The organism is Faecalibacterium sp. I2-3-92, from assembly GCF_023347315.1.
GTDB lineage: Bacteria > Bacillota > Clostridia > Oscillospirales > Ruminococcaceae > Faecalibacterium > Faecalibacterium duncaniae.
In genome coordinates this window covers 489,976-502,526 of sequence record NZ_CP094470.1, presented here as the reverse complement: position 1 = coordinate 502,526, position 12,551 = coordinate 489,976, and the positions used below count along the sequence as shown (strand labels likewise).

Here is a 12,551-nt window from a genome sequence, read left to right as displayed (position 1 = left end):
CCGATCCGTTTCATCCACTTCCCGCAGACACAAAGACCCGGCTGTCATTGGCAGCCGGGTCTTTTTCTTATTCTGCTTTTTTCGGGAACACAAACGGGTCGTGCAGGTAGACCAGCACGAGGTACGCCGCCATGAAGCACCAGATGATGGGCTCACAGAGGATGACGGCGTTATAGGCAAACTTCGGGATGAAGAAGAGCACGAATACCACCTTGCCCACCAGCTCGATGACACTGGAGAAGAGGGGCAGGACCTTCTGCCCCAGGCTCTGCAGGGCGTAGCGGGTGGCCAGCAGGACACCCAGCACCGAGTAGAAGGGCGCGTTCCAGAGCAGATACCGTGCGCCGTTTTCCAGCACCACAGGCTCGTTGGAGCCAGAGATGAGCTGCACCATCCACTCTGCGCCCAGCTGCATCAGAAGGACCGCCAGCACGGCCACCGCCACGCTGTACAGGGCGATCTCCTTCATGCCCTTGCGGACACGCTCCGGCTGGTTTGCGCCGCAGTTCTGGGAAACAAACGTGGAGCATGCCGATGCCATGGCCATGACCGGCATGCTGGTAAAGGAGAACAGCTTCCGGGCGGCGGTGTGACCGGCAATGACCAGCGTGCCCAGCCCGTTGATGCCATACTGCAGCACCACCGAGCCAGCCGAGACGATGCTGCTCATCAGACCCATGGAGATGCTCTGGCTGAACAACTCCCAGTAAAGGTGGCTGCCCACCCTGAAATGCTGTTTTTCCGGCAGCAGGATCTTCACTCTGAGGAAGATGTACAGGATGCAGAGCACCACCGAAACGCCCTGCGAGATGACCGTTGCCACAGCCGCTCCCTGCACCCCCATGCCCATCCTTGCAATGAACAGGAGATCCAGCACCACATTCAGGCCCGAGGAGATGAGCAGGAACACCAGCGGCATCACGCTGTTGCCAATGGCGCGCAGCAGGCCCGCGCAGAGGTTATAGGCGAACATGACCAGCACGCCCAGATCGATGGTCAAAATGTAGCGGTACGCATCGTCCAGGATCTCCGCCGGGGTGTCCAGCATGAGGAGCAGCGGGTGCAGGCCCAGCACACCCGCCAGCGTAATGCAGAGGGAAGCCACCAGACCGATGACCAGTGAGCCTGCCACGGTCTTTTTGAGCAGATCGTGATCCTGCGCCCCGTAGGAGCGCGCTGCAACGATTGCAAGGCCGTTGCCGATACCGAGGCCAAAACCGACCAGAAGCTCGTAGATCGAGCCGCAGGAGCCAATGGCGGCAAGGGCGGTATCGCCCAGCACATTGCCCACGATCATGGTGTCCACGGTGTTATAGAGCTGCTGGAACAGGTTGGAGATGAAGATGGGCAGCATGAACAGCAGCAGGTTTTTGAAAATGGGCCCGTGCATCAAGTCCACATTCATGCTGAAGGGGGATTTTTTCGCAGTTTGGGTCATAAGGTTCCTCACAGTTTACGGAAAACAACCCTCCCCGGCATTGCACAGCAAAAACGGAGAGGGTTGTGCTTTATTTTTCTTTTACAGCTCCTGGGTCTCAAAGCCGTGGCCGGTCAGCACCTCCACGCTGGTGAAGCCGGCAGCCTTGATGGCGGCGGCAGCTTCCTCAAAGCCGAAGGTCAGGCTGGAAACATCGTGGGAGTCGGAGGTGATGATGACCTTGCCGCCCATCTTGTTCCACTCCTCCAGCATCCATGCACTGGGGTAGAAGTCCTTGCGGTAGCCGCGGTAAACGCCGCCGGTGTTCACTTCCAGCAGGCAGTTGTGCTCTTTGGCTGCGCTCAGGGCCTTGAGGGCAGCGGCCCGGTAGCGGGGAGCCTCTTCATCAAAGAACTCACCCTCGCCGTTCAGCTTCTTGATGAGGTCGATGTGGGCCAGAATGTCCGGTCCCTTGGCGGCAACCTTCTCCACCTCTGCAAAGTAGGCCTCCACCGCGGCCAGCGGGTCACCGTCGAAATCATCAAAGATGCAGTCGTGCAGATCCTGCGGGCGGAAGTCGATCTCGTAGTACTTGCCGGTGTTCTTGCCGTACAGGTGATGGGCCGCACCGATCCAGTAATCGTAGTTCTCGGGCTTGTCCTCGCTCAGGCTGTCCCACTCGATGCCGCAGAGGATGTCCACCTTGCCCTTATACTCTGCCTTGAGCTTTGCAATGGTGGCCTTGTACTGGGCGGTGCGGCTGGGGCTCATGCAGTACTCACGGTCCCGCTGAGTATAGCTATGGCCGGAGAAGCCCAGGGTCGTCAGGCCCTGCGCACAGGCGGCACTGGCCATTTCCTGCAAGGTATTTTTGCCATCGCACATCGTCGAGTGGCAATGAACACTGGACTTCTTATAATCTGCCATAACTAAATCACTGCATCCTTTCCTGTTTGACCTTGTGGTCAATGACGTGTCGTTTTTCCAGCTCACGGGTGATTTCTTCCACCGTGATGCCTGCCTGCACCATCAGCACCAGCACATGGTAAGCCAGGTCGCTGATCTCATAGATGGTCTCGGCCTTGTCCTCTTTTTCTCCCGCAATGATGACCTCGGTGCACTCTTCGCCCACCTTTTTCAGGATCTTCTCCTTGCCCTTCTCGAACAGGTAGGTGGTGTAGCTGCCTTCCTGGGGATGATCCCTGCGGCCCTGGATGAGTTCGTAAAGCCCCTGCCAGCTGAACTGCTTGAGCTCCGGCGAGACATACACTTCGTTGAAGAAGCAGCTCTCAGCACCGGTATGGCAGGCAGGGCCATCCTTGACCACCTCCACCACCAGTGCGTCCTTGTCGCAGTCTGCGGTGATGGACACCACATGCTGGACATTGCCGCTGGTATCGCCCTTGCGCCAGATCTCCTGACGGCTCCGGCTCCAGAACACCGTACGCCCCTCGGCAATGGTCAGTGCCAGCGTCTCGGCGTTCATGTAGGCAAGGGTGAGCACCTCTTTGGTGTAGTGATCCTGCACGATGGCAGGAATGAGGCCCTTTTCATCAAATTTCAGTTCCATGGTCCATACTCCCTCCCCAAAGGGGATACTTACAGTTTATCCTAAAGTTGCCCGAAACGCAAGAGCTTACAGCCGCATTTCGACACCATTTTCATTCAGATAGGTTTTCAGATCGTGGATGGTCAGCAGTTTCTGGTGGAAAATGCCCGCCGCAAGGCCCGCGTCGATGCCCTTGTGGTGGAATAGCTCAAGGAAATCTTCCTTTTTGCCCGCGCCGCCGCTGGCGATGATGGGTACATTCACCCGGGCAGCGACCGCGTCCAGCATCTCGAGATCGAAGCCGGTGCGGACACCATCGGTGTCAATGCTGTTCAGGCAGATCTCCCCCGCGCCATGCGCCACGCACCAGCTGATCCATTCCAGCGCGTCCCGGCCGGTATCCTCGCGCCCGCCCTTGGCGAACACCCGGAACTGGCCGTTCACCCGCTTCACGTCCGCCGAGAGCACCACGCACTGGTCGCCGTATTTCTGGGCCGCCGCCGGAATGAGGCCGGGGTCCCGCAGAGCGCCCGAGTTGACGCTGACCTTATCGGCGCCGCATTTCAGCACCCGGTCAAAATCCTCCAGCGTGTTGATGCCGCCGCCTACGGTCAGCGGGATGAAGATCTCGCTTGCCACCCGGGTCAGGATATCGGTGAACAGAGCACGGCCCTCAAAGCTGGCGGTGATATCGTAGAACACCAGCTCGTCGGCACCGGCAGCGTTGTACATCCGGGCCATCTCCACCGGGTCGGCCACATCCCGGATGCCCTCAAAATTCGTGCCCTTGACCACCCGGCCATTCCGGACATCCAGACAGGGAATGATGCGTTTTGTGATCATTTTCGTTCCCCTCCGTTTAATTCTGCACCAGTTTTACACAACGTTTCAGATCCAGTGCCCCGGTGTACAGGCTCTTGCCCAGGATCGCGGCAGCGGTGCCCATCTTTTTCAGCTCCAGCAGCTCGGCTTCCGACGAAATGCCGCCGCTGGCCGTGAAGGCCACGTCCGGCACTTCTGCCGCCAGCTGGCGGTACAGCGCCAGATTCGTGCCCTGCATGGCACCATCACAGGCAATGTCGGTGTAGATGATGGCCGTGCATCCGGCATCTGCCAGCCGCCTGCAGAAGTCCACGCCCTTTTCGGCGCTGACCTCCTTCCACCCGTGGATGGCAACAAATCCATCTTTGGCATCCACCCCCACGGCGATCCGTTCGCCGTAGCGTTTCAGCATCCTGGCCGTGAAATCAAAATCCGTCACGGCCACACTGCCCAGGATACAGCGATTCACGCCCAGAGAAAGGTATTTTTCAATGCGCTCCTCCGTGCGGATGCCGCCGCCCACCTCGATGTACAAGCCCCCCTGCTCTGCCAGCGCGGCAATGGATCTGTAGTTGGAAAGGGTGCCGTCCTTTGCGCCGTCCAGATCCACAACGTGGAGATACCCGGCCCCGGCCTCCACAAACTGCCGGGCCTGTGCACAGGGGTCATCCCCGTAAACAGTCATACGGTCGTAATCTCCCTGCGCCAGGCGGACAACTTTGCCGTCCCTTAAATCAATTGCGGGAAACAATTGCATATTAGATTCCCTCCTAATTTTAGCTTTTCCTTCGTACAACCTCTCAGTCTCACTTCGTTCGACAGCTCCCCTAGTATGGGAGCCCTTGGCAAAACGGGAAACTTTCCCTGACTGCCAAGGCCTCTCCTACTAGGAGAGGTGGCAATGCGTTAGCATTGACGGAGAGGTTGTACGGAGCAGGGCCTTTCCACTACAGCTCACTGAACGCCTTCAAGATCCGCAGCCCCGTCTCCCCGCTCTTTTCGGGGTGGAACTGGGTGCCGTACACCCTGCCCGCCCTGACCACGCCGGTCACGGGGATGGAGTAATCGCTGACAGCAAGTGTACTCTCGGTACAATTTTTGCCGTAGTAGCTGTGGACGTAATAGACATACTCACCCTCACGGATGTATCGGAAAAGCGGGTCATCCCGTACGATGTGCAGGGCGTTCCAGCCGATCTGCGGCACCTTGAGGGTTTTGTCTTTCAGGTCAGGCTCCAGCGGGCAGACCTCGCCTTTGACAAAGCCCAGGCCCCCATGCTCACCGTACTCATAGCTTTTTTCAAAGAGCAGCTGCATTCCCAGGCAGATGCCCAGCAGGGGCTTTTGCGCCGCCTGCTCCCGGATGACCGGCACCAGACCGGTAGCCGAGAGCTTGTCCATGGCATCGCCAAAGGCCCCCACCCCCGGCAGGATGAGCCGGTCAGCCTTGCGGATGGTCTGTGCATCGGCGGTCACAACGGCCTCCAGCCCCAGATGCGTCAGGCTGGAGCGCAGGCTGAACAGGTTGCCCACGCCGTAATCGATGATCGCGATCATACCAGCAGTCCTTTCGTGGAGGGGATCTCGTCCCGGTGGGCGGCATCAATGGCGACTGCCGCAGCCAGCGCGTGGCCTGCCCCCTTGAAGCAGGCTTCGAGAATGTGGTGGGTATTTTCCCCTGCAAATTGTACAAAGTGGAGCGTAGCGGGCACATTGCGGGCAAAGCCCAGCCAGAACTCCGAGGCGCATTCCACATCGAAATCGCCCACCTTTTCGGTCTTGCAGTGGACATCCCAGTTCAGGGTGCACCGGCCCGAAAGGTCTACCGCGCAGAGCACCAGCGCCTCATCCATGGGCAGGTAGAAGCTGCCATACCGCTGGATGCCCCGCATCTCGCCCAGCGCCCGGGCAAAGGCCTGCCCCAGTGCAATGCCGATATCCTCAGCCGTGTGGTGGTAATCCACCTCCACATCCCCGTGGCAGGTGAGCACCAGGTCAAACCGGCCATGGCGGGCAAACAGTTCCAGCATGTGGTTCAGGAACCCACAGCCGGTGTCCACCTCATAGCGGCCTGCACCGTCCAGATTCAGGGTCAGCTCGATCTGGGTCTCGTTGGTGTTGCGTTCCAGTGTCACTTCCCGCATGGGTCATTCCTCCATTATTTTGTCAAGGGTGTTCAGGAAGATCTGCATCTGCTCCGGCGTGCCGATCGTGATGCGCAGCCAGTTTTCAATGCGTGGGGCATCAAAGTGGCGCACCAGAACGCCCTTTTCCTTCAACTTCCGGTACAATTCGCCGCCGTTTTTCTTTTGTGTAGAGGCAAACAGGAAGTTGGAGCGGCTGTCCAGCACCGCAAAGCCCCGGGCTTCCAGCTGCTGTTTTGTCCATGTGCGGGTGTCCACGATGGCGGCACGGGTCTTTTCAAAATAAACGGTATCTTCCAGCGCGGCCTGCCCTGCTTTCAAGGTCAGGCGGTTGATGTTATAAGGGTTCAAGCTGAACTTGACCCGGTTCAGATCCGCGATGAGGCTGGCGCTGCCCATGGCAAGGCCCAGCCGCGCACCGGCCAGCTGGCGGGATTTCGAGAAGGTCTGCACCACCAGCAGGTTGTCGTACCGGTCAATGAGCGGCACGCAGCTCTCACCGCCAAAGTCCACATAGGCCTCATCCACAATGACCACATTGTCAGGGTTCGCTTTCAGGATGCCCTCGATGGCACTGCGGGGCAGGGCCAAGCCGGTGGGGGCGTTGGGGTTTGCGATGACGATGGTCTCGTTCAGGCCGTAGTAATCGGCGGGGTCAAGGGTGAAATCCTCCTTCAGCGGGATGATATGGCTTGGGATGTGCATCAGCCCGCACCAAACGCTGTAACAGCCATAGGTGATGTCGGCATAGGCCAGCGGGTGGGTCTCGTCGCAGAAGGCCCGCAGTGCGAAAAAGAGGTTCTCGTCACTGCCGTTGCCGGGCATGATCTGATCCGGCTGCAGGCCAAAGTGCGCCGCCGCCGTTTTCAGCAGGTCGGTGCAGGCGGGGTCGGAGTAGAGACGGAGCTTTTCCACCTCATGCTCGCTCACCGCCGCCACCACCGCCGGGCTGGGCAGATAGGGGCTTTCGTTGGTGTTCAGCTTGATGTATTGCTGGTCCTGCGGCTGCTCCCCTGGGGTGTAGGGGGTGACTGTTTCAAGTTTCGGAGAGAGATATTTACTCATAGCAATTTCCTCACTGTCAGCGTCCTCGCCCTCTCAGGCGCTTCGCGCCAGCTCCCCCAAAGGGGGAGCCTCTGGCGGTTTTCCGTAACCTTGCGGGAAATTGCCAAAGCCTCTCCCTTTGGGAGAGGTGGCATTGCAAAGCAATGACGGAGAGGGCGAGCCGCCTTTAGTCCTCTTCATATCTTATCGTCACACTCTTCGCATGGGCGTGCAGGCCCTCGCGCTCGGCAAAATCGGCAATGCGGGGTGCCACCTCGCCCAGCGCCTCGCGGGTGTAATAGAGGAAGCTGGACTTCTTCACAAAGTCGTCCACACCCAGCGGGCTGGAGAAGCGGGCCGTGCCGCTGGTGGGCAGGGTGTGGTTGGGGCCTGCAAAGTAATCGCCCAGGGCCTCGGGCACATTGCGGCCCAGGAAGATGCTGCCCGCGTTTTTGATCTCGTTCAGCACGCCGAAGGGGTCCTCCACGCAGACCTCCAGATGCTCCGGCGCAATGATGTTGCAGGCCTCAATGGCCTTGTGCAGGTCGGTGCAGACGATGATCTTTCCGTTGTCGTCCACGCTGGCGCGGGCAATGGCGGCACGGGGCAGCTGGGGGATCTGCACCTCCAGCTCTGCCTGCACGGCCCTGGCCAGCGCCGGACTGTCGGTGACAAGAACAGGGCTGGCCAGCTTGTCGTGCTCGGCCTGGCTCAGCAGGTCTGCCGCCACCCAGGCGGGGTTGCAGCCGCCGTCGGCCAGCACCAGAATTTCGCTGGGGCCGGCGATCATATCAATGCCCACCTTGCCGAACACCTTCCGCTTGGCGGTAGCAACGTAGATGTTGCCGGGGCCGACGATCTTGTCCACCGCCGGGATGCTCTGGGTGCCGTAGGCCAGCGCGGCCACGGCCTGTGCACCGCCGGTCTTGAAGATCTTGGTCACACCGGCGGTAGCGGCGGCGGCAAGGATGACCGGATTCACCCTGCCGTCCTTTCCGGCGGGGGTGGTCATCACGATCTCCGACACACCCGCGACCTTGGCCGGGATGACATCCATCAGCACGGTGGAGGGATAGGCCGCCGTGCCGCCGGGCACATATACGCCCGCCTTTTCAATGGGGGTATATTTCTGGCCCAGCACAATGCCGGGCTTCTCGTTGATCACAAAGTTCTTGTGCACCTGCTGGCGGTGAAAGCTCTCAATATTGGCGGCAGCCTCCCGCAGGGTCTCAAGGAAATAGGGGTCCATATTGGCAAAGGCCTCATCGATCTCCGCCTGCGTCACCTGCAGGTCGTCGATCTTTGCCCCGTCAAATTTCAGCGCGTACTCCTTCAGCGCCTCATCGCCCCGGGCGCGGACCTCGGCAATGATGCCGTCCACCACATCCTCCACGTTTTTCTCCGCGCGGATGTCCCGGTTCAGGATCTCCTCGGGCCTGAGCTCATCAAAATTATACAGCTTGATCATTTTGTTTCCTCCTGCAAGGTCTTGCGCAGCGCTTCCAGCATGGCATCCATCTCGTTGTGCTTGAACTGGTAGCTGGCCTTATTGGCAATGAACCGGGCCGAGATGGGCATGAACTCGGTGACCACCCGCAGGCCGTTCTCCCGCAGGGTGGTGCCGGTCTCCACGATATCCACAATGACATCGGAAAGGCCCAGAATGGGGGCCAGCTCAATGGAGCCGTTCAGCTTGATGATATCGATATCCCGCCCGATGGACGCATAGTAGCTCTTTGCAATGTTGACGAATTTGGTCGCCACCCGCACCGGGCGGCTGGGATCGTCCTTGTAATCCGCCGGGGCAGCCACGCACATCCGGCACCTGCCAAGGCCGGTATCCAGCAGCTCGTAGACATCGGCAGAGGCTTCGGTGAGGATATCCTTGCCCACGATGCCCACATCTGCCGCGCCGTGCTCAACGTAGATGGCCACATCGCTGGGCTTGACAAGGAAGTACCGGATGCCCGCCGCAGGGTTCTCCACCACCAGCTTTCGGGTGGCGTTGTAGTCCTCGGTGCAGCCGTAGCCGATGCGGGCCAGCAGGTCATACATCCTGTCACCCAGACGGCCCTTGGGCAGGGCCACATTCAGCATGACCCGGCCCGTGCTGTTCCTCTGCACCGGCGGGGTGGGGGCGCTCAGGCGGTCGAGCTCGTCCAGATAGACCGCAAAGCCGATGGCCCCGGCCCCGGGGGTGAACTTCTGCATCAGCAGGTCATAGCGGCCGCCCTTGAGCAGGGGCCGCGGCAGGCCCTGCAGATAGCCCTGAAAGACCAGCCCGTTGTAGTATTCCATCTCACCGGCAAGGCTCAGGTCAAGGCGGACCGCCCCGCCGGAGGCCTCCAGCGTTTTGGCCAGTGCCCGCAGCTCGGCGGCGGCGGCGTGCATCCGGTCGTTGCGGCAGGCGCTCTCTGCCTTTGCCAGCGTCTCCTCGCAGCTGCCGGAAAGCTCCAGCAGGCCGGTCAGGGCAGCGGCCCCAGCGGCATCCAGCCCGGCGGCCTGCGCAGCGCGGCGCAGCTCGTGCGCATTCTTTTCCCGCAGCTTTTCCAGCAGGCCGGGGCGGGCATTCTCCGGCACGCCCAGTGCGTCGAACAGGCCGAACAGATAGCCCATGTGGCTGACTTCCAGCACCCACGCGGCCCCCAGCTGGGCCAGGCTCTGCGCTGCCAGCCGGACCGCCTGCTGCACCTGTGCTTCCCCCACCGCGCCCAGCATCTCAAGGCCCATCTGGGAGATCTCCTGGAAGGTGTGGCTCTCTGCCGAGGGGCGGTAGACGTTCTCATGGTAGTAATACCGCAGGGTCTCGCCGGGGGCAGGCTGGGCCGTCTTGGCAATGGACAGGGTCACGTCCGGCTTGAGCGCCAGCAGACGGCCATCCAGGTCGGTGAAGGTGATGACCTGCTCCGAGGACAAAAAGCTCCGGTTCTCCTGATAAAGCCCGTACTCCTCAAAGCGGCCCATGTGATATTTGCGGCAGCCCGCCGCCTCATACAGCGCCCGCAGCGCAAAGGAGGCCCGCTCCTTGGGCTGCAAACTGTCCAGGCTGAATTCCATCTCGATCTCCTCGTTCCCTCTCTGCGTATTTCCCACTTCTTTTGTTTATTTTACTTTATCGAGATAAAGTTGTAAAGTATGAAAGTGACGGCTTTTTCAGCCCTATCTTACCGTTTTTCTGTGTGTTTGTACAGAAAGGCGAAATCATTTCACCCCAGCGCCAAAACAGATGATGGAGAGCAAAAACCGGGGATGCAAAAAGGCCGGGCCGGTCTCCTGCATTGGAAACCGACCCGGCATCTTTCTTATTTTGCAAGCTTCAGATTCTGCGGCTCTTTGGGTGTGAACACAAGCTTCAGGTCCATTCCCATTCCGTCTGCCAGACGCTTCAGCAGCTTCAAAGATGGGTTGCGTGTTCCATTTTCCAGCTTGCTGATATCCGCCTGATTGATGCCGGTGCGTTCGGCCAGCTCCTTCTGGGTCAGGTTCTGAGAAATGCGTGCATCTGCCATCGCCCGGATGATATCCATTTCCGGCTGGTTCTCTTCCCACTCCTTGCGGAACTCCTCATTTTTCAGCTGTTCATTCAAATACAGATCCAGTGTTTTCATCTGATTCTCCCTCTCTTTCCAAAAAATCTTTCCGATACTGTTTTGCCCGTTCAATTTCACTCTTGGGTGTTTTCTGGGTCTTTTTGATAAAGCCGTTCGTCAGAATGATCCTTCCCCCATAATAGAAGAAATACATGACCCGCGAAATATCCGTTCCAACTTTTCCGCGGATCTCAAAAATCCCATCATCCAGATGCTTGCTGTATGGCTCCCTCAGACGGTTTCCCTGTTCCTGTAAAACCTTTAGGGTCATTACCAGCTTGCTCCGCATTTTGATATCCAGTTCATCCAAAAAATCTTCCGCAGGGCGCTGGCCATCTCTTGTTTCATAAAATTCCACCACGAACGGTCCCATTTCAAAATCCTCCCTACACTTTTCCCCTTTCAGTATATGGCAGATATGCCATATTGTCAAGTGCAAAAAGGCCGCCGCCCATTCAAAAACAGGCAGCGGCCATACAGCTCGATTTTTTCTTTTAGCCCAGCAGCGCCAGCACACCGGCCTTGGGGCGGGCACCCACAGCCTGATTCACAAGCTTGCCGTCGCGGAACACCAGCAGGGTGGGGATGCTCATCACGCCGAACTGAGAGGCCAGCTCGGGCTGTTCATCCACATTGACCTTGCCCACCTTGACATCGGTGCGCTCCTCGGCCACCTCGTCCACGATGGGGCTCAGCATCCGGCAGGGGCCGCACCAGGTGGCCCAGAAGTCCAACAGAACAGGCTTTGTGCTGTGCAGCACCTCGGCTTCAAAATTCTCTTTGGTAATGGTAACAACAGCCATATTGGTTTCCTCCATTTTTTATCCGCACCCTCTGCGGGGGCGGTCAGTTCCCTCAAAAGAAGGAGTGATTCTTACTTATGGCTCTAGTATACCCCAAACGACAGGATTTTTCCAGAAACAATCTGTGAACAAAAAAGGCGGCGGCCCGCCCGCTTGGGGAGAGCCGCCGCCCTGTGTTGTTCTTTGGAGTTCTCCGGGTTGTCTGGTCAGAACGATCAGGCCGTGACCCAGGCGATTGCGGTAACGGGCCACCAGCCGGTCAGGTTCAGAGCGGTGTAAACGCCAACGATTGCGTTGCCGATGGACTTGCCCATGTAATCGGCAGCGGCATTGATGCCCTTTGCTGCCAGATCGGTGATATTCTCGCCGTTCTTTTTGTTGTTCTTGATCCAGGTACGGGTCTGATCCAGACCCCAGATCAGGTTTGCAACAGAAATGACTGCGCCAATCGTCCAACCCACAGCAAACGGAGCGGTAAAACCGTCACCGCCGCTGGTATAGGTCATTTCTTCTTCGTTCATCACGTTGTAGTTCGCGGGCAGCATGAGCTTCTTTTCCATAATAATACTCCTTTACAAAAGCATTTATTGCACGGTGCAGCATACACCGCAAGTTACAGAAAACAGACCCGGTATCCCACTATCCCGGCTTACAGGATCAGCAGAACAGCGCTCAGGGGAGCCAGAGCCACCACCATGGTGCTGGAAACGGCATCCCGGACAAAGTTGGCTGCGGACTTGGACATATCCTCGCCGACAGCATCTGCGGCACGGCCCAGAACGGTGAAGAGGTTGCCCTCACGGTTGCTCTTCTTGTTCAGCCAGTCCTTGGAAGCGGAAATGCCCCAGATATAGCTGGCACCCAGCACCACAGCACCCACGACCGTAGCGGCAGTGGTTGCAAAGCCGCCAATATCGGAACCGCCCTGGGTATAGGTCATCTCTTCTTCGGAAAGCACTGCGTATTCAGCAGGCAGATTCATGTTCTTGTTCATAGGTCTCATACTCCTTTTTTGAGCAGCTTGAACCGATGGTGTTCTTTCCCAATTTACCATCTGGTTTCCAGCCTTATATTACTACATGACACAGTTTCATGCAATGGATTTTGTGAAAAACCATCAAAAATCGGAAAGTCGCATGAAAAAACAAACGAAAGTTTGGTGAAAAGCACTGCAATAATTTCC

General features: G+C 58.4%; 15 protein-coding genes. All 15 read right to left on the bottom strand.

Annotated elements, in window-relative coordinates; genetic code table 11:
- Nucleotides 1-67 precede the first annotated feature (67 nt).
- A complete protein-coding gene (locus tag MTP42_RS02350; RefSeq protein ID WP_249257868.1) occupies nt 68-1,438 on the bottom strand; it encodes an MATE family efflux transporter in 1,371 nt (456 codons plus the stop codon).
- A gap of 81 nt (nt 1,439-1,519) precedes the next feature.
- Nucleotides 1,520-2,344, bottom strand: a complete 825-nt coding sequence (locus MTP42_RS02345) for a histidinol-phosphatase HisJ family protein (protein ID WP_097772820.1) — start codon at nt 2,342-2,344, stop codon at nt 1,520-1,522.
- A gap of 7 nt (nt 2,345-2,351) precedes the next feature.
- Complete coding sequence (hisIE, locus tag MTP42_RS02340; RefSeq protein ID WP_005929638.1) at nt 2,352-2,987, bottom strand: bifunctional phosphoribosyl-AMP cyclohydrolase/phosphoribosyl-ATP diphosphatase HisIE; 636 nt, start codon at nt 2,985-2,987, stop codon at nt 2,352-2,354.
- 66 nt (nt 2,988-3,053) lie between these two features.
- A complete protein-coding gene (hisF, locus tag MTP42_RS02335) occupies nt 3,054-3,809 on the bottom strand; it encodes an imidazole glycerol phosphate synthase subunit HisF (protein ID WP_097772821.1) in 756 nt (251 codons plus the stop codon).
- Nucleotides 3,810-3,825: 16 nt separating this feature from the next.
- Nucleotides 3,826-4,545 (bottom strand): 1-(5-phosphoribosyl)-5-[(5-phosphoribosylamino)methylideneamino]imidazole-4-carboxamide isomerase, encoded by a 720-nt coding sequence (hisA, locus tag MTP42_RS02330; protein WP_249257867.1) that lies wholly within the window; start codon nt 4,543-4,545, stop codon nt 3,826-3,828.
- A gap of 190 nt (nt 4,546-4,735) precedes the next feature.
- Entirely contained in the window at nt 4,736-5,344 is a 609-nt protein-coding gene (hisH, locus tag MTP42_RS02325; protein ID WP_005929647.1) for an imidazole glycerol phosphate synthase subunit HisH, read from the bottom strand.
- The gene (gene hisB / locus MTP42_RS02320; protein WP_005929650.1) at nt 5,341-5,931 is read right to left on the bottom strand and encodes an imidazoleglycerol-phosphate dehydratase HisB; all 591 of its coding nucleotides are present in this window, start codon (nt 5,929-5,931) and stop codon (nt 5,341-5,343) included. The genes hisH and hisB overlap by 4 nt, the downstream gene beginning before the upstream one ends.
- Nucleotides 5,932-5,934: 3 nt before the next feature.
- Nucleotides 5,935-6,996: a histidinol-phosphate transaminase gene (hisC, locus tag MTP42_RS02315; RefSeq protein ID WP_249257866.1), complete on the bottom strand. Its 1,062-nt coding sequence runs from the start codon at nt 6,994-6,996 to the stop codon at nt 5,935-5,937.
- A gap of 166 nt (nt 6,997-7,162) precedes the next feature.
- Nucleotides 7,163-8,443: a histidinol dehydrogenase gene (gene hisD, locus MTP42_RS02310; RefSeq protein WP_156068346.1), complete on the bottom strand. Its 1,281-nt coding sequence runs from the start codon at nt 8,441-8,443 to the stop codon at nt 7,163-7,165.
- Nucleotides 8,440-10,032 carry an ATP phosphoribosyltransferase gene (gene hisG, locus MTP42_RS02305; protein WP_249258293.1) on the bottom strand — a complete coding sequence of 531 codons (1,593 nt, stop codon included), beginning with the start codon at nt 10,030-10,032 and terminating at the stop codon, nt 8,440-8,442. The genes hisD and hisG overlap by 4 nt, the downstream gene beginning before the upstream one ends.
- A 245-nt stretch (nt 10,033-10,277) precedes the next feature.
- Nucleotides 10,278-10,583, bottom strand: coding sequence for a helix-turn-helix domain-containing protein (locus tag MTP42_RS02300; RefSeq protein ID WP_035393348.1), 306 nt, complete (start codon nt 10,581-10,583; stop codon nt 10,278-10,280).
- A complete protein-coding gene (locus MTP42_RS02295; protein WP_097770093.1) occupies nt 10,555-10,938 on the bottom strand; it encodes a type II toxin-antitoxin system RelE/ParE family toxin in 384 nt (127 codons plus the stop codon). The genes MTP42_RS02300 and MTP42_RS02295 overlap by 29 nt, the downstream gene beginning before the upstream one ends.
- A 121-nt stretch (nt 10,939-11,059) precedes the next feature.
- Nucleotides 11,060-11,368, bottom strand: a complete 309-nt coding sequence (gene trxA / locus MTP42_RS02290) for a thioredoxin (RefSeq protein ID WP_035393488.1) — start codon at nt 11,366-11,368, stop codon at nt 11,060-11,062.
- Between the two features lie 215 nt (nt 11,369-11,583).
- Nucleotides 11,584-11,928, bottom strand: a complete 345-nt coding sequence (locus MTP42_RS02285; RefSeq protein ID WP_005929673.1) for a hypothetical protein — start codon at nt 11,926-11,928, stop codon at nt 11,584-11,586.
- A gap of 89 nt (nt 11,929-12,017) precedes the next feature.
- Nucleotides 12,018-12,362 (bottom strand): hypothetical protein, encoded by a 345-nt coding sequence (locus MTP42_RS02280; RefSeq protein ID WP_005929676.1) that lies wholly within the window; start codon nt 12,360-12,362, stop codon nt 12,018-12,020.
- Nucleotides 12,363-12,551: the final 189 nt, after the last annotated feature.